The following is a 19,101-nucleotide window of genomic DNA, read 5'->3' on the forward strand; positions in this document are numbered from 1 at the left end:
AAGGATGGCCGGAGCCATCCTTTTTTCATCCGTTAAAACCTGTCAGGCATAAACGGGCAGACGGGCACAGATATCGAGCACTTTCTGTTTGGTGCGTTCGATGGTGGCTTCATCATTCACATCATCCAGCACGTCAGCGATCCAGCCAGCCAGCTCACGCACATCCGCCTCTTTGAAGCCGCGACGGGTTACCGCTGGTGTACCGATGCGCACGCCAGAGGTCACAAACGGGCTTTTCGGATCGTTTGGCACGCTGTTTTTGTTCACGGTGATATTTGCACGTCCCAGCGCGGCATCCGCTTCTTTACCGGTCAGGCCTTTGCTCACCAGATCGATCAGGAACAGATGGTTATACGTACCGCCGGAAACGATGTTGTAACCGCGCTCCAGCAGGACTTCCACCATCGCTTTAGCGTTTTTAGCGACCTGCTGCTGATAGGTTTTGAACTCCGGCTCCATCGCCTCTTTGAATGCCACAGCTTTGCCAGCGATGACATGCATCAATGGGCCGCCCTGTCCGCCAGGGAAAACAGCAGAGTTGAGCTTCTTGAACAGATCCTCATCTTCACCTTTCGCCAGGATCAGGCCGCCACGCGGACCCGCCAGCGTTTTGTGCGTAGTCGTGGTAACGACATGCGCATGCGGAACCGGGTTAGGATACACATCAGCCGCCACCAGGCCTGCCACGTGAGCCATATCCACAAACAGCCAGGCACCGATGCTGTCAGCGATTTCACGCATTTTTGCCCAGTCGCAGACGCCGGAGTAAGCAGAGAAACCGCCGATGATCATTTTTGGCTTATGCGTCTGTGCCAGTTCGGCCAGTTCGTCATAGTTGATTTTGCCGGTTTCATCGATGCCATAGGGAATAACGTTGTAAAGTTTACCAGAGAGGTTGACCGGTGAACCGTGGGTCAGGTGACCACCGTGCGCCAGATTCATCCCGAGGATGGTGTCGCCCGGCTGCAGCAGCGCAGTGTAAACAGCAAAGTTTGCCTGAGAACCAGAGTGAGGCTGAACGTTGGCAAAATCTGCACCAAACAGCGCTTTTGCACGGTCGATAGCCAGCTGCTCAACGATATCAACATATTCACAGCCGCCGTAGTAGCGCTTGCCCGGATACCCTTCCGCGTATTTATTGGTGAGCTGTGAACCTTGCGCCTGCATAACGCGCGGGCTGGTGTAGTTTTCTGAAGCGATCAGTTCAATATGCTCTTCCTGACGCACTTTCTCCTGCTCCATAGCCTGCCACAAATCGGCATCATAATCGGCAATGTTCATATCACGCTTTAACATCCGCATCTCCTGACTCAGCAACTTTAACGGCAATTTAAGCCCCCGCTTAGGGGCGAAGGCCAACAGTGTAAACGGTTTTGCCAGGGGACGATAGCGCCAGGGCGCTCTTTTTACGCAAACGATTGGCAGGCCGCTGGAACGGCTTTTTTACGCTTCAGCGATGCGCAGAAAAATGGCGTGAGGGTCCGAAAGATAAGCCTGAATCGCACGGAATATGGATCCGCTTTGCGATAAAACCCGTTGCATCCGGTTTACAGCCGGACGCGCGCAGCATAAGATGCATTTAAAATACATCTTTTAAGTTATCCGCTGAGGAACACACCATGCTTGACGCTCAGACTATCGCGACTATTCACTCTTCTGTGCCCGCTATTGCAAAGATGGGGCCTGCTCTTACCGGCTGTTTTTACCACAAGTTGCTGAACGATCACCCTGAACTGAAAAACGTATTTAATATGAATAACCAGCGCAGCGGCGATCAGCGTGAAGCCCTGTTTAATGCGATTTGCGCTTACGCCACCCACCTGGAAGATTTACCTGCACTGCTGCCGGCGGTAGAAAAAATTGCGCAGAAGCACGCCAGCCTGAATATCCGGCCTGAACAGTATGATCTGGTCGGTGCGACGCTGCTGGATACCATTAAGGAGCAGCTGAACCCCGGGGATGAGGTGCTTGCGGCATGGGGCAAAGCGTATGCGCTGCTGGCACAGGTTTTTATTCAGCGCGAAGAAGCCATTTACCAGGCATCAGAACAGAAAACCGGTGGCTGGCGTGGCCTGCGTGATTTCCGTATCCGCCGTATCACGCCGGAGAGCAGCGTGATCACCAGTCTGGAGCTGGTGCCCAATGACGGACAGCCGGTAGCCGGTTTCCTGCCGGGACAATACCTGACGCTCAGCCTGCGTCTGACAGAAAATGGATTTATGCAGCATCGTCAGTACTCGCTGACGCACGCGCCTGACGGCAAAGGCTATCGAATTGCGGTCAAACGTGAAGCGCACGGCACCGTGTCCGGCTGGCTGCACGACTGCGCCCGGGTAGGAGATATTGTGCAGTGCAGCGCGCCGGCGGGTGATGTCGTGCTGCAGACAGAACCAGCGACGCCCGTCACGCTGATCTCAGCGGGCGTGGGCCAGACGCCGATGTTAGCGATGCTCGCCGTGCTGGCGCAGCAGCAGCATCCGGCAGCCGTAACCTGGCTGCACGCGGCGGAAAATGGCGCGCAGCACGCCTTTGCGCAGGAGGTCGCAACGCTGGGAGCCACCCTGTCGCATTTTTGCAGCCATGTCTGGTATCGCCAGCCTGCCAGCGACGATGCCGGTCAGTATGATGCCGGGGGCGTGATGGATCTGGCCTGCGTCTCAGCGGAACTGAGCCAGCCGGACCGTGAGTTCTGGCTCTGCGGCCCGCTGCCGTTTATGCAGTTTGTTGCTCGCCAGCTGCTGGACGCAGGCGTCACCACGGACCGTATCCACTATGAGGTTTTCGGCCCGCATAAGGTGCTGTAACCGCAACAATAAAAAAGCCTGCGGCTGGCAGGCTTTTACTGTAATGCAGAGCAGACGATCAGATCGCCTCTTCATCCTCTTCGCCGGTACGAATGCGCACCACGCGGGCCACGTCAAACACGAAAATTTTACCGTCGCCGATTTTGCCGGTCTGCGCCGTTTTCATGATGGTTTCTACGCAGGTATCAACGATATCATCGCCCACGACCATCTCGATTTTTACCTTAGGCAGAAAATCGACCATATATTCTGCGCCACGATAGAGTTCAGTGTGGCCTTTCTGACGTCCGAAGCCTTTGACTTCGCTCACCGTCATCCCGGTGATGCCGACTTCCGCCAGCGCTTCACGCACGTCATCAAGTTTAAATGGTTTAATAATTGCATCGATCTTTTTCATCGCAGATCCCTTTTTTGCTCCCTCCATGACGGACGGATAACAGAAAGTATATATCGCTAACGGCGCCGGTGACGCGGCAAACTACGCTTTAAAGTCGCTGGCATCCAGCTCATGACGAGAGAGTAGCTTATAGAATTCGGTACGGTTGCGTCCAGCAAGACGCGCGGCATGCGTAACATTGCCTTTGGTCATCTGCAGCAGCTTGCGCAGATAATTAAGTTCAAACTGATTGCGCGCCTCAGCAAAGGTGGGCAGCGCGGTGTTCTCACCCGCCAGCGCCTGCTCCACCAGCGCCTCGCCAATGACGGGTGCAACGGTCAGCGCGACGCACTGCTCAGTCACGTTAACCAGCTGACGGACATTACCCGGCCAGCTGGCGCTGACCAGTCGCTTCATCGCACCCGCGGAGAAGCTGCGTACAAAGGGTTTATGGCGCTCGGCTGCCTGACGCAGTAAGTGATTAGCCAGCAGCGGAATATCTTCAGCGCGCTCGTGCAGCGCCGGGATCTTCAGATTCACGACATTAAGCCGGTAATAGAGATCTTCCCGAAAACTCTTTTTTTCCATCGCTTTAGGCAGGTCGCGGTGGGTAGCAGAAAGAATACGGACGTTGATCTCCACATCCCGGTTACTGCCCAGCGGACGCACCTTACGCTCCTGCAGCACGCGCAGCAGTTTAATCTGCAGCGCCGGCGGCATATCGCCAATCTCATCCAGAAACAGCGTGCCGCCTTCTGCTGCCTGGAATAATCCTTCGCGCGCGCTGACCGCGCCGGTAAACGCACCCCGCGCATGACCAAACAGCTCTGACTCCAGCAGCTGCTCCGGCAGTGCGCCGCAGTTAATGGCGATAAACGGTTTTGCGGCGCGCGGACTGGCAGCATGGATAGCCTGTGCCAGCACCTCTTTCCCGGTGCCGCTCTGACCATTAATCAGCACGGAGACATCCGACTGTGCCACCATATGCGCCTGCTCCAGCAGCCGCTGCATCAGCGGATTCCGGGTGACAATCGCTTCACGCCACCGGTCGTCACTGACCGGGGCACGCAACGCCAGCGCCTCATCAATCGCTTTATACAGCGCGTCGCGATCTACCGGCTTGGTAAGAAAACTGAACACGCCCTGCTGCGTGGCAGACACTGCATCGGGTATGGAACCGTGCGCGGTCAGGATAATTACCGGCAGCCCGGCATGACGCCGCTGAATTTCGCCAAACAGCGCCAGTCCGTCCATCTCATCCATCCGCAAATCGCTGATGACCACATCAGCCGGCTCTTTCTGCAGCTGACGCAGCGCTTCAGCTCCGCTGGCGGCGGTAGCGACCTGAAAACCTTCGCTGGTGAGACGCATACCGAGCAGCCTCAGCAGGCCGGGGTCATCATCCACCAGCAGTAAACGGGCGCGTGAACTCATGGCTGCTCCTCACTCTGCGTTTCGCCCTCACTGTGCGGGCTATCGTTGCTGTCCGGCGCTTTACGCGCTGAGAGCTGGCGTTCAATGTCGGTCAGCCGCTCCAGTTTGCGCTGGGTGTCGTTCAGCGCCTGATGCAGCCGGGTCTGCTGATGACGCAGGGCATCCAGTTCGCTATCGTGACTCTGCTGCAGCGCGCTGTAGCGGCTGCGCGCCGCGCTCAGCTCCAGCTGTGCAGCCTGGTTACTGCGCCACAGCTGGATCAGCGGACGTACCGTTGCGGGAAAGTCTGCGCTGTAGCTGTCGAGCGTGGCGATATACTGCCGGCGCTCAACCGGCGTTACGTTACCGTTCGCCAGCAGGATGCCCTGCTTAAAGGCACGCGCCCAGTTCTGCACCGGCCAGCGGCGCGCCTCCGCGCGGGCCTCCGTGGCCGTAAAACGTTCACTGCAATCAATCGCACGCTGCCAGTAAAGCGGATTATTTACCGCCGCTGAGGTTTCCGCAGGCCATACGTATTGACAGGCGGTCGTCAGGTAGTCAGGCAGCCGGGTAGCGGGCTCAGCAACGCTCACCCGCTCACGCTGTGGCACAGGCACCGCATGCGGCTGGCAGGCGCTCACGCCACTCAAAATAAGTACGCTCAGAAGTGCGTGTCTGATAAGGCGTTTCATGGTTCAGGCTTCCTGGCGCTGGCGGGTAAAATAATGCGAAAGCAGACATCTGCCTCTTTGTGGCTGACCAGCTGCAGATCGCCCTGCATGCGACGCAGGCAATCTTTCGCAATGCTCAGGCCCAGACCGCTGCCTTTTACGGGCCCCTGCCGCTGCCGGCTGCCCTGATAGAAGGGTTCAAAGATCATCGCCTGCTCCTCTGGCGGGATCGGGATACCGCTGTTCGCTACGTCAATCCACACCCGATCGCCTTTTTGCTGGCTGCGCAGCCAGATGTTACCGGATTCACGCCCATAGTTCACGGCGTTCGAGTAGAGGTTGTCAATAACGCGCTGCAGCAGTGTCGCTTCTGCCAGACAGGAGGTGGCCTGCAGATCAACGTGCGTTTTTATTTGCCGGGCGCTGGCTGGCAGGGAATGTATGCGGGTCACAGCAGTCACGATCGCATCCAGCGCGACCGGTTCCGGGCTGAGCGGCATCTCGTTCAGCTTGCGGTTGTAATCCAGCAGCTGTTCAATCAGACGCTGCAGATGGCGGCTGCTGCTGTCCAGAATAGCGACGATTTCCTGCTGCTCTGCATTAAGCGGCCCGGCAATGCCATCGGCCAGCAGCTCGGTCCCTTCACGCAGGCTGGCGAGCGGCGTTTTGAGCTCATGCGAAAGATGACGTAAAAACTCATGTCGCTGCGCCTCCAGCCAGCTCAGCCGCTCGCTAAGCCACGCAATACGCTGCCCCAGCGAGCGCAACTCACGCGGTCCGCGAAAGCTGACGTTGTTTTCCAGCGACTGCCCTTCTCCCAGCCGGTTGATCATCTGCTCCACACGCTTTACCGGTCCGATAATCATGCCGGTAAACAGCAGGACCAGCATCAATGTAATCAGAAACAGGATCAGCGCCTGCCAGCCAAAGAACTGGCCGCGCTCGGCGATATCACGCTGCAGTTGCAGCCCGCGGGAAAACACCACCTCGCGCGTCGCCTGTACCATACGCGCGTTAGCGTCCGAAAAGCGATCCAGCGCAGCGGCTCCGGACGCCGAAGGCGTGCCATTTTCGCAGGCGGCTGTGGCGAGCTGCGGCAGCGTGCCGCGCAACAGGGTAAAGGTGGGCAGTTCCGGCAGACTGGCCGCATGGCTGTTCAGCATCTGCCCGTAGCGGGTCCACTGCGTGGTATAGAGCTTTATCAGCGCAGCATCACCCAGTACGCAGTATTGACGATAGCTGCGTTCAAGCTCCAGCGCGGTGCGGGCCATCGCCTCGCTGCGCCGCACGTCGGTAAAGGTATTGCGGTTCGTATCGGCGGCCTGATTACTGAGCGCTGACAGGCTTTCCCACGCCTGCCACGCCAGCACCAGCAGCGGCAGCAGCACCAGTAAAAATGCCATCAGGACCAGTTGTCGCAGGGATCGGGGAAACAGACGCCATCTCATACTGCCGCGCTCTCGCAAATAGGGTGCTGCAGGCATGCTAGCTAACTCTGGCGCGCTTAGAAAGCCGGAAATGCAAACGGCAGACCCGAAGGTCTGCCGCTCAGAAGAGGTGGAGCCTAACTCAACGTTACGTCCGATGCTTGATAACGCTGCAATGCAGGCGATTATCGGTCAGGTGGACGGCAGGCTCCGTTTGGTGCGTCATTCAGGGTTCTGTGAGCTCTGCCGTAAAGTACGGGGCAATCACAGACAGGCGAATGAGCCACGCGCTAATTATAGCAACTATCGTGCCACTTTTTAAATCTCTTTATTTATCAGAGATACACCAGGGAAAATGGCGTCCGGATCACGAAAGCAGCCTGCTGACGGCGCAGAAGTGTCTCTGCTTAGCGACGCATTTCGTCAGGTTTTTTCTTAATCATAAAAATCAGGGCGTTAAGTGTCTCCTGATAGCGACAGTACAGTCGCTCATTTGTCGGTATATCGCGACACGTGCCCTGAATCCTGCAAAAAAGCCGCCCTGCGGCGGCTTTGTGGTTTCTTTCATCTGCCTGCTGCGAAATGCAGATCAGCCCAGCTGTTTACGCGCATTGCGGAAAATGCGCATCCACGGGCTGTCTTCACCCCACTCCGCCGGATGCCAGGAGTTGCTGACGGTGCGGAAGACGCGCTCCGGATGCGGCATCATGATCGTGACGCGACCGCTTTCGTTCGTCACTGCCGTGATGCCATTTGGCGAGCCGTTCGGGTTAGCCGGATAGTTTTCGGTCACGTTACCGAAGTTATCCGTGAAGCGCAGTGCGACCAGGCCTTTTGCTTCCAGCGCGGCCAGATGGGCGCCATCACGCACTTCAACAAAGCCTTCACCGTGCGATACCGCGATCGGCATGCGTGAACCCGCCATCCCTTCCAGCAGCAGCGACGGGCTGGCCGCCACTTCCACCAGGCTGAAACGCGCCTCAAAACGCTCAGACTGATTGCGCACAAAACGCGGCCACAGCTCGCTGCCGGGGATCACTTCGCGCAGGTTTGACATCATCTGACAGCCGTTGCAAACCCCCAGCGCCAGCGTCTGCGGACGATGGAAGAAGTTTTCAAACTCATCACGCACGCGCCCGTTAAACAGAATCGATTTTGCCCAGCCTTCGCCGGCACCCAGTACGTCACCGTAAGAGAAGCCGCCGCACGCCACCAGCGCATGGAACTCTTCCAGACCGCGACGGCCCGCCAGCAGATCGCTCATGTGCACATCCACGGCGGTAAAGCCGGCGCGATGGAACGCCGCTGCCATCTCAACGTGCGAGTTAACGCCCTGCTCGCGCAGTACGGCGATGCGCGGACGCACGCCTGTGGCGATCATCGGTGCAGCCACATCCTCTTCCGGACGGAAGGTCAGCTGAACGTTCAGACCCGGATCGCTGTCGTTTTGCTTCGCTTCATGCTCCTGATCGGCACAGGCCGGGTTATCACGCAGGCGCTGCATCTGCCAGGTGGTTTCGGCCCACCAGGTACGCAGCGTTGTGCGGCTTTCGCTGTAGACCGGATGCTCGCCGGCGCGGATCACAAAACGGTCGCCCGGCAGCGCCTTACCAATCACGTGCAGCGCGCTGCGCAAACCGTGGTCAGCAAATACCTGCTCTACCGCCGCCAGATCGGCTGCGTTAATCTGCAGCACCGCGCCCAGCTCTTCGGTGAACAGCGCCGCCAGCGCATCGCTGCCCAGCGCGGCGATATCCGCCTCAATACCGCAGTGGCCGGTAAAGGCCATCTCTGCCAGCGTCACCAGCAGGCCGCCGTCGGAACGGTCGTGGTAGGCCAGCAGCTTCTGTTCGCTGACCAGCGTCTGGATAGCATTAAAGAAGCCCGCCAGCTGTGCGGCATCGCGCACGTCAGCCGGCTTATCGCCCAGCTGACGATAGACCTGCGACAGCGCGGTTGCACCCAGCGTATTGGCTCCGTTGCCGAGGTCTGCCAGCAGCAGCAGGTTATCCTGATCCGCCTGCAGCTGCGGCGTTACGGTACGCCGGACATCTTCCACGCGCGCAAAAGCGGTGATCACCAGCGAGAGCGGCGAGGTCATTTCACGCTCCTCATTGCCCTGCTGCCAGCGGGTTTTCATCGACATTGAGTCTTTGCCAACCGGAATAGTGATCCCCAGCGCCGGGCAGAGTTCTTCACCAACGGCTTTAACCGCTTCATACAGGCCGGCATCCTCACCCGGGTGTCCCGCTGCTGCCATCCAGTTCGCGGACAGCTTCACGCGCTTCAGCGAGCCAATTGCAGTAGCAGCCAGGTTAGTCAGGGCTTCGCCTACTGCCAGACGCCCGGAGGCTGCAAAATCCAGCAGTGCGACCGGCGCGCGCTCACCTAAGGCAAAGGCTTCGCCGTGATAGCTGTCGAGGCTGGCCGTGGTCACGGCGCAGTTCGCAACCGGGATCTGCCAGGGTCCGACCATCTGATCGCGCGCCACCATACCGGTCACCGACCGGTCGCCGATGGTGATAAGAAACGTTTTCTCAGCCACCGCAGGCAGATGCAGCACGCGGTTAACCGCGTCAGCAATTGTGATGCCGCTACGCTGCAGCGCATCGCCTTTTGCCTGCTGCCGCGTGACATCACGCGTCATTTTAGGCGTTTTGCCCAGCAGAACATCCAGCGGCATGTCGATGGGCTTGTTGTCAAAATGGCTGTCGCTCAGCGACAGGTGCTGCTCTTCGGTAGCTTCACCAATCACCGCATACGGGGCGCGCTCGCGCTGGCACAGCTCATCAAACAGCGCCAGTTTCTCTGGCGCCACGGCCAGCACATAGCGCTCCTGCGACTCGTTACACCACACTTCCAGCGGGCTCATGCCAGGTTCATCGCTGAGAATGTCGCGCAGATTGAAGTTACCGCCGCGTCCGCCATCGCTGACCAGCTCAGGCATGGCGTTAGAGAGACCGCCCGCGCCGACGTCGTGGATAAACAGAATCGGGTTGGCTTCGCCCAGCTGCCAGCAGCGGTCGATCACTTCCTGACAGCGGCGCTCCATTTCCGGATTGTCGCGCTGCACTGACGCAAAATCGAGGTCGGCATCTGACTGACCGGAGGCCATGGATGACGCTGCACCGCCGCCGAGGCCGATGTTCATCGCCGGCCCGCCCAGGACGATCAGTTTGGCCCCCACGACAATCTCGCCTTTCTGCACGTGGTCTGCACGAATATTACCGATACCGCCTGCCAGCATAATTGGCTTATGGTAGCCGCGCAGTTCAACGCCGTTATGACTGTTAACCTGCTCTTCATAGGTACGGAAGTAACCGTTCAGCGCCGGACGGCCAAATTCGTTGTTAAACGCTGCGCCACCCAGCGGACCTTCAGTCATGATATCCAGCGCGGTAACAATACGATCCGGCTTGCCGAAATCCTCTTCCCACGGCTGCTCAAAGCCCGGAATGCGCAGATCGGAAACGGAAAAGCCGGTCAGACCCGCTTTCGGTTTGGCGCCACGCCCGGTTGCGCCTTCATCGCGAATTTCACCGCCCGAGCCGGTCGCTGCACCCGGCCAGGGAGAAATAGCGGTGGGATGGTTATGCGTCTCTACTTTCATCAGAATATGCGCGGCTTCCTGATGGAAAGCGTATTCGCCCTGCTGTGCATCAGCGTAGAAGCGACCAACGTCTGATCCTTCCATCACGGCAGCGTTGTCTTTATAGGCTGACAGCACGTGATCGGGATGCTGCTCAAACGTATTCTTGATCATCTTAAACAGCGACTTGGGCTGTTTTTCGCCATCAATGATCCAGTCAGCGTTGAAAATTTTGTGACGGCAGTGCTCTGAGTTCGCCTGTGCAAACATATAGAGCTCAATGTCATTAGGGTTGCGACCCAGACGGGTAAAAGCATCCAGCAGATAGTCTATTTCATCATCTGCCAGCGCCAGCCCCAGCGTGGTATTCGCCTGCTCCAGCGCCTGACGTCCGGTTCCCAGCACATCAACGCTCTGCAGCGGCTGCGGCGTGTGATGAGCAAACAGCTGCTCTGCTGCCTGCAGGTCGCTGAATACGCACTCCATCATGCGATCGTGCAGCAGGCCAGCCAGCTGCTGCCACTGCGTTTCTGTCAGCTGCGGCGCCTGAACATAGAACGCCAGGCCGCGCTCCAGGCGTTTAACCTGCGGCAAATCGCAGTTGTGAGCAATGTCCGTGGCTTTCGATGACCAGGGAGAGATAGTGCCAGGACGCGGCGTAATCAGCAGCAGACGCCCTTGAGGCGCATGTTCAGCGAGAGAAGGGCCATATTTCAGCAGGCGCTGCAGGCGGGCGTGTTCATCCGCGCTGAGCGGTGCAGCAACATCAGCAAAATGGACATACTCGGCGTAAATATCACTCACCGGCAGATGAGCGTTCTGAAAGCGGGTCAGCAGTTTGTTTACACGAAATGCTGACAGAGCGGGCGAACCACGCAGAATTTCCATCATTAAAGATCTCTCGTCTTCGAAGCGCCGGGCGACGCTTCATTGGGCGCAACAGGGAAAACGGGCGGTATTATAGAGAAAGCGCGCAGGTAACGAAACCGTTTGCGCAGAAAAACTGCCATACGGGATTTGCCTGAATTTTGCGCAAAACCTGCTATATGAGTTGCCCTGTTTCGCTTTGTTGCGCAAAATGCCCCTCGCTCTGGGAGTAAAAAACAATACCAATACTGCCTTTAAAGGACAGAGGCCTGTGAGCCATTAAGAGACAACCATTTGAAACGCCTAAAATTAAATTATCTGTTCATCGGTCTGATCACCGTGCTGCTGGCGCTGGCGCTATGGCCGGCAATCCCCTGGTACGGGGGCGATCGGGACGCGCTGACAGCGATCAAATCACGCGGCGTGTTACGCATCAGTACGGTCAATTCGCCGCTGACGTATTACACCATCAATCAGGCACCGGCTGGCATGGATTACGAGCTGGCAAAGCGCTTTGCAGACTACCTCGGCGTCAGGCTGGAGGTCACTGTGCGGCCCAGCCTGGGCGATCTGTTTGACGATCTCGATGAGGGAAAAGCCGATCTGCTCGCCGCCGGGCTTATCTATAACAGCGAGCGTCTGGCGCACTATCAGGCCGGCCCCAGCTACTATTCGGTGTCGCAGCAGCTGGTTTACCGTATCGATAAACCGCGTCCGCGCACGCTGGGCGACCTGAAAGGCCGCCTGGTGGTGCAGTCCGGCTCAGCTTATCTCTCGACGCTGCGGACAGAAAAAGCCAACAGCTATCCCGATCTCGACTGGGCAATCGCCACCGATCAGGGACAGAAAGCGCTGCTGGAGGCGGTGGCTGACGGCAAACTTGACTACACGGTAGGCGACTCGGTTACCGTGGGCCTGCTGCAGCGTATTCACCCGCAGCTGGCGGTCGCCTTTGATATCACCGATGAAGAGCCGGTGACCTGGTATCTGCCGCGCAATGATGACAGCAGCCTTAACGCGGCCATGCTCGATTTTTACAGCCAGATGGGTGAAGAAGGCACTATGGCGCGACTGGAGGAGAAATACCTCGGTCACGTTGGCACATTTGATTATGTCGATACCCGCACCTTCCTGCGCGCGATTGACAATACGCTGCCGGATATCAAACCGCTGTTTAAAAAGTATTCTGCAAGTATGGACTGGCGTCTGCTGGCGGCGATCTCCTATCAGGAGTCGCACTGGAATCCGCAGGCGACCTCACCCACCGGCGTACGCGGCATGATGATGCTGACGCGTAACACGGCGGATAGCCTTAATGTTGATGACCGGCTTGACCCGGAGCAGAGCATTCGCGGCGGCAGTGAGTATCTGCAGCGTATGATGGATAAAGTGCCGGCGAGCGTGCCTGACGACGAGCGCATCTGGTTTGCGCTGGCGGCCTATAACATGGGATATGCGCACATGCTCGATGTGCGCCGGCTGACGGCGAAACAGGGCGGCAACCCTGACAGCTGGGCAGATGTGAAGCTGCGCCTGCCGATGCTCAGTCAGAAGCGCTACTACGCGCAAACCGCCTATGGCTATGCGCGCGGGCACGAAGCGTATAACTACGTGGAGAATATCCGTAAGTATCAGCTAAGTCTGGTGGGCTATCTGCAGGAGCAGGAGCGGCGCCTGGCGCAGCGTTCAGCGCTGGAAGCGGAGCTGGGCGCCGGTTATCCGGCGGTTGAGCCCAAAATCGCCATGAATTAATCTGCGCGCTGTGCCTGACGCAGCGCGCGCTTCTGCTCGCGTCGCATACGAAAAAAGTCGCTCAGCATGCCGGCGCACTCTTCCGCCAGCACGCCGCAGGCGATCTCGATCTGATGATTCATCCCCGGATGCCCCAGCACGTCCAGCAGTGAACCGGCCGCACCGGTTTTGACATCTTTTGCGCCGTAAACCAGCCGGGTAATGCGGCTGTGTACCATGGCACCGGCACACATGACGCACGGCTCCAGCGTGACATAGAGCGTGGTATCCAGCAGGCGGTAGTTATCCAGCACTTTACCGCCCTGGCGCAGCGCCATGATCTCCGCGTGTGCGGTAGGATCGCACTGGCCGATGGGCCGGTTCCAGCCCTCCCCTATGATCCGCTCTCCCTGCACCAGTACAGCCCCGACCGGCACCTCACCCTGCTCCCGGGCACGCTGCGCCAGCTGCAGCGCGTGACGCATCCAGTATTCATCAGTTTGTGGTTTCACCGGGTAACTCCTGCAGAATGAAAAGGCGGCGCATTATAGACAAAAACGCCGCGCGATTCACTCCAGCTGCTGCAGTTCGCCACGCGGTGTTACGCGCCAGCGATGCTGACAGAAAAACAGCAGCGGGTTGTCCTGTTTGCTGTCGCTGTAGCCGCTGTAAAGCTGCAGCGGCGTGCCAATCTGCTCTTCCAGCTGCGCGACCTTTTCGTGGCCGAGACAGCGCATTGCCAGCACGCGTCCGCCGCGTCCTGGCCGCATCTGGCTGGCGATCAGTTTCACACGCGGCAGAAAGGCGGAATCGAAATAGACCTGCTCCACCAGTGATTGCGGTGATCCGGTAATTAGCCAGACATCGGCATCGTCACTCTGCAGGTAATCTGTCAGGCGCTGCTGCACCACCGGAAACGCCACTACCCGCTCGCGGAACCACTGCGCAAACTCCGCTTCACGCGCGCGCAGGCGCGTTTCGCTGTGCCCGAACGTGATCGCCCAGAGCAGCAGACTCATTGGCCAGCGCGCTGCCCGGCCTTTAACCAGCAGCCCGAGCCCGATAACCGGCAGCAGCGGAACCACCAGCAGCAGATTCAGCGGCTGCCGGCGCAGCAAAAAGCGCATAAAGGTTCCAAACATATCCTGCTGATGCAGCGTGCCATCCAGATCGAAAAATACGACGCGGCGTTGCGAGTCCTGTGTCAAACCTCTCTCCTTTTTTAAATCAGTTGCTGCTCTACAGTGTAGCCAGCAACCGCGCTTAGCGAAGCTGTGATTTTTAATTCCGCTAGCTACAAAGCCCACTGAATAGTTTATTCTTGGTGGCACGGAGTATTTACTATTACTGCGCGTGCGGCAGAGAGGTAACCTGCGGCATGCTATGAAACCGGGAGTAAGGATCGAACATGAGTTCACTGCTGCGAATCCGCCAGCTCTATCCCCGGCTGGCGCTGAATGAGCGCCGGCTGGCGGACTTTTTACTGTCACAGCCCGATCGGGCGCGCCATCTCAGCTCACAAAAGCTGGCTGAAGAAGCGGGCGTCAGCCAGTCGAGCGTGGTGAAGTTTGCGCAGAAGCTGGGTTATAAAGGATTTCCGGCCCTGAAGCTGGCGCTGAGTGAATCGCTGGCGGATCGCGATGCGATCACCGTGCATAACCATATTCTCAGTGACGATCCACTGAAAACCGTAGGTGAGAAGCTGCTGACTGAAAAGATCTCCGCGATCCGCGCCACGCTGGATATCAACAGCGAAGAGAAACTGATGGAGACGTTGCATCTGCTGAAGAATGCCAACCGCATTCTGCTGGTGGGGATCGGCGCGTCTGGCCTGGTGGCGAAAGATTTCTCCTGGAAACTGATGAAAATCGGCATTAATGCGGTAGCTGAGCAGGATATGCACGCCCTGCTCGCCAGCGTACAGGCGATGGCGCCTGGCGATGTCCTGCTGGCCATCTCCTACACCGGCGAACGGCGTGAAATTAATCTGGCGGCACAGGAAGCGGCCGCTATCGGGGCTGATGTGGTGGCGTTTACCGGTTTTACGCCGAACGCGCTGCAGCAGTGCGCCTCCATCTGTCTCTATACCGTTGCAGAGGAGCAGAGCACGCGCAGCGCGGCCATCTCCTCAACCAGCGCACAGCTGGCCCTGACGGATTTACTGTTTATGGCGCTGGTGCAGCACGATCCGGAGCGGGCATCAAGCCACATCCGCCACAGCGAAGCACTGGTGAAAAAGCTGATATAAGCGTTAAACCGGCCTATAATGACCGCGCATTTATTAAGGATTAACGGACGTAAAGAATGGCGTTACTGATTACGGCGAAATGTATTAACTGCGACATGTGTGAGCCGGAGTGTCCCAATCAGGCTATCGCGCTGGGTGAGGCGATATATGAAATCGATCCGGCGCGCTGCACCGAGTGCGTGGGGCACTATGAAACCCCAACCTGTCAGAGCGTCTGCCCTATCGACAACACAATTATCAGTGATCCGCAGCACGCCGAAAGCCGCGACGCGCTGTGGGAAAAATTTGTGCAGCTGCATCCGCACTGAGGACGAACATCAGTCCTCAATAATCACCGTGGCGCAGGCGTAGTGGCGCTCATCAGCCAGCGTCACGTGCACGCGCTGCACGCCAAGCCGCTCTGCAATGATGCTCGCCTGCTCAAAAAAGCGCAGACCCGGTTTCCCCAGCGCATCGTTAAATACCTCAAACTGATTAAACGCCAGACCGCCGCGGATCCCGGTGCCAAACGCTTTGGCCGCCGCCTCTTTAACGGCAAAACGCTTGGCCAGAAAACGCACCGGCTGCTGATGCGCCTGATACTGCTGCCACTCTGCGTCGCTCAGTACGCGGCGCGCCAGGCGATCGCCGGATCGTTCGATGACGCCGGCGATGCGCTCAATTTCCACGATATCGCTGCCAAGACCGAGGATCGCCATCAGCGCCGCGCTTCCCGCATCAGCTGTTTCATTTCGCTTACCGCTTCTGCCAGCCCGCTGAAGAGCGCCCGCCCGATAATGGCATGGCCGATATTCAGCTCATGCATCTCCGGCAGCGCCGCAATCGGCTGCACGTTGTGATAGGTCAGTCCGTGGCCGGCGTTGACTTTCAGTCCCAGGGAAGCCGCGTAGTGCGCCGCTTCACGAATGCGCAGCAGCTCGGCGTCACGCACCGGCCCTTCCGGTGCCTCGGCGTACGCGCCGGTATGAATTTCGATATAGGGGGCGCCGCTGGCAACGGCCGCATCAATCTGCCGGCGATCGGCATCGATAAACAGTGACACCAGTATGCCCGCTTCAGACAGCTGCTGTACCGCTGCGCTGACGCCCGCCTGCTGGCCCGCGACGTCCAGTCCACCTTCCGTTGTCACCTCCTGACGCTTCTCCGGCACCAGACAGACAAAGTGCGGCCGGATGTCACAGGCGATGGCGATCATCTCATCCGTGACCGCCATCTCCAGGTTCATCCGCGTCTGAATGGTATCGCGCAGGATACGCACATCGCGATCGGTGATATGACGGCGGTCTTCGCGCAGATGCACGGTAATGCCGTCAGCACCCGCCTGTTCGGCCACAAAAGCCGCCTGTACCGGATCGGGATAGTGGGTGCCACGCGCGTTACGTACGGTAGCGATATGATCAATATTGACGCCTAACAGCAACTCAGCCATAACTACGCTTCTCTTTGTCCAATGTCAGTGCAGTGTATCGCGATGATACGTTCAGGTGGTATGACCGCCGCTACGCCTGCGGCGCATCAGGTTTCTTCTTTGGAATAAACTGGCGAAACAGCTCCTGGCTCTTCAGCGGTTTGCCGCCGAGATAGGGCTTCAGCGCCATGCGCGTAAAGCGCTTGGCTGCCCGCAGGCTGTCGGCATCGGGGAAACTGCGCGCTTCGATGGCGCGCAGCTGGTGACCGGTAAAACTGCGCTGGTTCAGCACCAGGCTGGCGATAAAGCCCTTCTCTTCGCGGTAGCTGTAGGTCATGGCGTCATCAATCGCTTCGCCGCTGCCGGCGCAGTGCAGAAAATCGACGCCGTAGCCGAGATGCCCGAGCAGCGCCAGCTCAAACCGGCGCAGCGCCGGTTCCGGCGAGGCCGTGCCGGCAGCCAGTTCCTGGATACAGTTCAGATAATCGAAGAAAAGCTCAGAAAAGGGGATCTCCTGCTCCAGCACGCGCGACAGCAGTTCATTGACATAGAGACCGCAGTAGAGCGTGATACCGCTGAGCGGCAGCGCCAGTGACACCGCTTCGGCGTTACGCAGCGTTTTCACTTCGCCGCGTCCGCCCCAGCGCACCAGCAGCGGCGTAAAAGGCTGCAGGGTGCCTTTCAGCTGAGAACGGCGCGAGCGCGCGCCTTTAGCCAGCACGCGGACGCGTCCCTGACTTTCCGTGAAGAGATCGAGCAGCAGGCTGGTTTCGCTGTAAGGGCGACTATGCAGCACAAACGCGCGTTGCCAGCCTTCCATCAGTTACAGATCGTCTGTGTAGCCCAGGCTGCGCAGCGCACGTTCGTCATCTGCCCAGCCCGATTTTACTTTCACCCAAAGTTCGAGGTGCACTTTGGCTTCAAACATCTCTTCCATGTCACGCCGCGCTTCGATACCGATGGTTTTGATCTTTGACCCTTTGTTGCCGATAACCATTTTTTTCTGGCCTTCGCGCTCCACCAGAATCAGGCCATTGATGTCGTAGCCGCCGCGCTCGTTAGCGACAAACTGTTCAATCTCCACGGTGACGGAGTAAGGCAGCTCGGCGCCCAGGAAACGCATCAGCTTTTCGCGGATGATCTCTGAAGCCATAAAGCGCTGTGAGCGGTCGGTGATGTAGTCTTCCGGAAAGTGATGCTCTGCCAGCGGCAGGCGCTTGCGGGCAATCGCTGCGATGGTATCGACATTTTTGCCATTCTCAGCAGAGATCGGCACGATATCGAGGAAATTCATCTGCTGACTCAGGAACTGCAGGTGCGGCAGCAGGATACTTTTATCCTGAATGTTATCCACCTTGTTCACCGCCAGCACCACCGGCACTTTGCCATCGCGCAGTTTGTTGAGCACCATCTCATCATCCGGTGTCCAGCGCGTGCCTTCCACGACGAAAATCACCAGCTCCACATCGCCAATTGAGCTGCTGGCAGCACGGTTCATCAGGCGGTTGATCGCCCGCTTCTCTTCCATATGCAGCCCGGGCGTATCCACGTAGATCGCCTGATAAGCGCCTTCAGTGTGAATGCCCATAATGCGGTGGCGCGTGGTTTGCGGCTTGCGTGAGGTGATCGAGACCTTCTGCCCCAGCAGCTGGTTCAGTAAGGTTGATTTACCGACGTTAGGCCGGCCTACAATCGCGACAAAGCCGCAATAAGTTTCGTGTTCGCTCATTCGGGTCCTGACTTAGTCAGCGCCGGGATGGCGCTGTCGTAAAACAATTTATTCGAGTCCAAGCTTGATTAAAGCCTGTTCGGCGGCAGCCTGTTCCGCTTTACGGCGGCTGGAGCCTACGCCCACTACCGGGTCGGCCATGCCACTCACCTGACAGTGAATGGTGAACTCCTGATCGTGCGCTTCGCCACGTACCTGCACCACCAGATAGGAGGGCAGCGGCAGATGGCGACCCTGCAGATACTCCTGCAGGCGCGTTTTAGGGTCTTTCTGTTTATCGCCCGGGCTGATCTGCTCCAGACGATTCAGATACCAGTCGAGAATCAGCTTCTCAACGGTCTGTATATTGCTGTCGAGGAAGATGCCGCCAATCAGCGCCTCTACCGTATCCGCAAGGATCGACTCACGACGGAAGCCGCCGCTTTTCAGTTCGCCTGGCCCGAGACGCAGGCACTCACCCAGTTCAAATTCACGCGCCATTTCTGCCAGCGTATTGCCACGCACCAGCGTGGCACGCATGCGGCTCATATCACCTTCGTCCACGCGCGGGAAGCGGTGATAGAGCGCGTTGGCAATCACATAGCTGAGAATTGAATCGCCAAGAAATTCAAGCCGTTCGTTATGTTTGCTGCTGGCGCTGCGGTGTGTCAGGGCCTGCTGCAAAAGTTCCGGATGAGTAAAAGTGTAGCCCAGTTTGCGCTGCAGCTTAGTAATGAGAATGGGGTTCATGCGATTCCAGTTGTTCTGTGCGTCTGTAACTCTGCATACGAAACAGGGCTGAGAGCAGCGCGTTCTGTTTCGTGTGCAGTGGCTTCCTGTCAGACAGGAAGCCACCCGT

The 19,101-nt window shown here is 58.1% G+C and carries 17 protein-coding genes; 4 read left to right on the plus strand and 13 right to left on the minus strand.

All coding sequences use genetic code 11. The features are described from left to right. Positions 1-42 precede the first annotated feature (42 nt). On the minus strand, positions 43-1,296 hold the full coding sequence (glyA, locus tag B3041_RS05350) for a serine hydroxymethyltransferase (RefSeq protein WP_065648670.1): 1,254 nt from the start codon (positions 1,294-1,296) through the stop codon (positions 43-45). Between the two features lie 323 nt (positions 1,297-1,619). Here glyA and hmpA point away from each other — a divergent pair, with 323 nt between their 5' ends. Then, positions 1,620-2,804, plus strand: coding sequence for an NO-inducible flavohemoprotein (hmpA, locus tag B3041_RS05355; protein WP_292969936.1), 1,185 nt, complete (start codon positions 1,620-1,622; stop codon positions 2,802-2,804). A gap of 58 nt (positions 2,805-2,862) precedes the next feature. Here hmpA and glnB read toward each other — a convergent pair whose 3' ends face one another. The 5 genes from glnB to purL form a co-directional block, all read right to left on the minus strand. Then, a complete protein-coding gene (glnB, locus tag B3041_RS05360; protein ID WP_007886217.1) occupies positions 2,863-3,201 on the minus strand; it encodes a nitrogen regulatory protein P-II in 339 nt (112 codons plus the stop codon). Between the two features lie 81 nt (positions 3,202-3,282). Then, positions 3,283-4,614: a two-component system response regulator GlrR gene (glrR, locus tag B3041_RS05365; RefSeq protein ID WP_065648668.1), complete on the minus strand. Its 1,332-nt coding sequence runs from the start codon at positions 4,612-4,614 to the stop codon at positions 3,283-3,285. After that, a complete protein-coding gene (qseG, locus tag B3041_RS05370; RefSeq protein WP_065648667.1) occupies positions 4,611-5,285 on the minus strand; it encodes a two-component system QseEF-associated lipoprotein QseG in 675 nt (224 codons plus the stop codon). The genes glrR and qseG overlap by 4 nt, the downstream gene beginning before the upstream one ends. After that, entirely contained in the window at positions 5,282-6,712 is a 1,431-nt protein-coding gene (locus B3041_RS05375) for a sensor histidine kinase (protein ID WP_292969954.1), read from the minus strand. The genes qseG and B3041_RS05375 overlap by 4 nt, the downstream gene beginning before the upstream one ends. A gap of 568 nt (positions 6,713-7,280) precedes the next feature. Beyond that, positions 7,281-11,171, minus strand: coding sequence for a phosphoribosylformylglycinamidine synthase (purL, locus tag B3041_RS05380; protein WP_065648664.1), 3,891 nt, complete (start codon positions 11,169-11,171; stop codon positions 7,281-7,283). A gap of 270 nt (positions 11,172-11,441) precedes the next feature. Here purL and mltF point away from each other — a divergent pair, with 270 nt between their 5' ends. Further along, positions 11,442-12,899, plus strand: coding sequence for a membrane-bound lytic murein transglycosylase MltF (gene mltF / locus B3041_RS05385; RefSeq protein WP_065648663.1), 1,458 nt, complete (start codon positions 11,442-11,444; stop codon positions 12,897-12,899). Here the strand turns inward: mltF and tadA are convergent. Further along, positions 12,896-13,390, minus strand: coding sequence for a tRNA adenosine(34) deaminase TadA (gene tadA, locus B3041_RS05390; RefSeq protein ID WP_075050724.1), 495 nt, complete (start codon positions 13,388-13,390; stop codon positions 12,896-12,898). The two genes, mltF and tadA, sit on opposite strands and share 4 nt — an antisense overlap. A 57-nt stretch (positions 13,391-13,447) precedes the next feature. Further along, positions 13,448-14,086 carry a phosphatidylglycerophosphatase C gene (gene yfhb / locus B3041_RS05395; protein WP_065648661.1) on the minus strand — a complete coding sequence of 213 codons (639 nt, stop codon included), beginning with the start codon at positions 14,084-14,086 and terminating at the stop codon, positions 13,448-13,450. A gap of 200 nt (positions 14,087-14,286) precedes the next feature. Between yfhb and B3041_RS05400 the strand changes: the two genes are divergently transcribed. Beyond that, complete coding sequence (locus B3041_RS05400) at positions 14,287-15,126, plus strand: MurR/RpiR family transcriptional regulator (RefSeq protein ID WP_039379683.1); 840 nt, start codon at positions 14,287-14,289, stop codon at positions 15,124-15,126. Between the two features lie 56 nt (positions 15,127-15,182). Continuing rightward, positions 15,183-15,434 (plus strand): YfhL family 4Fe-4S dicluster ferredoxin, encoded by a 252-nt coding sequence (locus B3041_RS05405; RefSeq protein ID WP_065648660.1) that lies wholly within the window; start codon positions 15,183-15,185, stop codon positions 15,432-15,434. A gap of 9 nt (positions 15,435-15,443) precedes the next feature. Here B3041_RS05405 and acpS read toward each other — a convergent pair whose 3' ends face one another. From acpS to rnc, 5 genes are all read right to left on the minus strand, one after another. Next, positions 15,444-15,824, minus strand: a complete 381-nt coding sequence (acpS, locus tag B3041_RS05410) for a holo-ACP synthase (RefSeq protein ID WP_039379688.1) — start codon at positions 15,822-15,824, stop codon at positions 15,444-15,446. Continuing rightward, positions 15,824-16,555, minus strand: coding sequence for a pyridoxine 5'-phosphate synthase (pdxJ, locus tag B3041_RS05415; RefSeq protein WP_065648659.1), 732 nt, complete (start codon positions 16,553-16,555; stop codon positions 15,824-15,826). The genes acpS and pdxJ overlap by 1 nt, the downstream gene beginning before the upstream one ends. Positions 16,556-16,625: 70 nt before the next feature. Then, the gene (gene recO, locus B3041_RS05420; protein WP_065648658.1) at positions 16,626-17,354 is read right to left on the minus strand and encodes a DNA repair protein RecO; all 729 of its coding nucleotides are present in this window, start codon (positions 17,352-17,354) and stop codon (positions 16,626-16,628) included. 3 nt (positions 17,355-17,357) lie between these two features. Then, on the minus strand, positions 17,358-18,263 hold the full coding sequence (gene era / locus B3041_RS05425; RefSeq protein ID WP_039379695.1) for a GTPase Era: 906 nt from the start codon (positions 18,261-18,263) through the stop codon (positions 17,358-17,360). 48 nt (positions 18,264-18,311) lie between these two features. Further along, positions 18,312-18,992: a ribonuclease III gene (rnc, locus tag B3041_RS05430; RefSeq protein ID WP_039379698.1), complete on the minus strand. Its 681-nt coding sequence runs from the start codon at positions 18,990-18,992 to the stop codon at positions 18,312-18,314. Between the last annotated feature and the right edge of the window lie 109 nt (positions 18,993-19,101).

The organism is Pantoea sp. UBA4549 (genome assembly GCF_002387285.1).
GTDB classification, from domain to species: Bacteria; Pseudomonadota; Gammaproteobacteria; order Enterobacterales; family Enterobacteriaceae; genus Pantoea; species Pantoea borealis.

What these genes read in the sequence shown, in the direction of transcription:
- B3041_RS05405 (WP_065648660.1), top strand. Translation starts at nt 15,183, where the DNA reads ATGGCGTTACTGATTACGGCGAAATGTATTAACTGCGACATGTGTGAG.
- recO (WP_065648658.1), bottom strand. Translation starts at nt 17,354, where the DNA reads ATGGAAGGCTGGCAACGCGCGTTTGTGCTGCATAGTCGCCCTTACAGC.
- hmpA (WP_292969936.1), top strand. Translation starts at nt 1,620, where the DNA reads ATGCTTGACGCTCAGACTATCGCGACTATTCACTCTTCTGTGCCCGCT.
- qseG (WP_065648667.1), bottom strand. Translation starts at nt 5,285, where the DNA reads ATGAAACGCCTTATCAGACACGCACTTCTGAGCGTACTTATTTTGAGT.
- rnc (WP_039379698.1), bottom strand. Translation starts at nt 18,992, where the DNA reads ATGAACCCCATTCTCATTACTAAGCTGCAGCGCAAACTGGGCTACACT.
- acpS (WP_039379688.1), bottom strand. Translation starts at nt 15,824, where the DNA reads ATGGCGATCCTCGGTCTTGGCAGCGATATCGTGGAAATTGAGCGCATC.
- B3041_RS05400 (WP_039379683.1), top strand. Translation starts at nt 14,287, where the DNA reads ATGAGTTCACTGCTGCGAATCCGCCAGCTCTATCCCCGGCTGGCGCTG.
- glrR (WP_065648668.1), bottom strand. Translation starts at nt 4,614, where the DNA reads ATGAGTTCACGCGCCCGTTTACTGCTGGTGGATGATGACCCCGGCCTG.
- glyA (WP_065648670.1), bottom strand. Translation starts at nt 1,296, where the DNA reads ATGTTAAAGCGTGATATGAACATTGCCGATTATGATGCCGATTTGTGG.
- era (WP_039379695.1), bottom strand. Translation starts at nt 18,263, where the DNA reads ATGAGCGAACACGAAACTTATTGCGGCTTTGTCGCGATTGTAGGCCGG.
- purL (WP_065648664.1), bottom strand. Translation starts at nt 11,171, where the DNA reads ATGATGGAAATTCTGCGTGGTTCGCCCGCTCTGTCAGCATTTCGTGTA.
- B3041_RS05375 (WP_292969954.1), bottom strand. Translation starts at nt 6,712, where the DNA reads ATGAGATGGCGTCTGTTTCCCCGATCCCTGCGACAACTGGTCCTGATG.
- pdxJ (WP_065648659.1), bottom strand. Translation starts at nt 16,555, where the DNA reads ATGGCTGAGTTGCTGTTAGGCGTCAATATTGATCATATCGCTACCGTA.
- glnB (WP_007886217.1), bottom strand. Translation starts at nt 3,201, where the DNA reads ATGAAAAAGATCGATGCAATTATTAAACCATTTAAACTTGATGACGTG.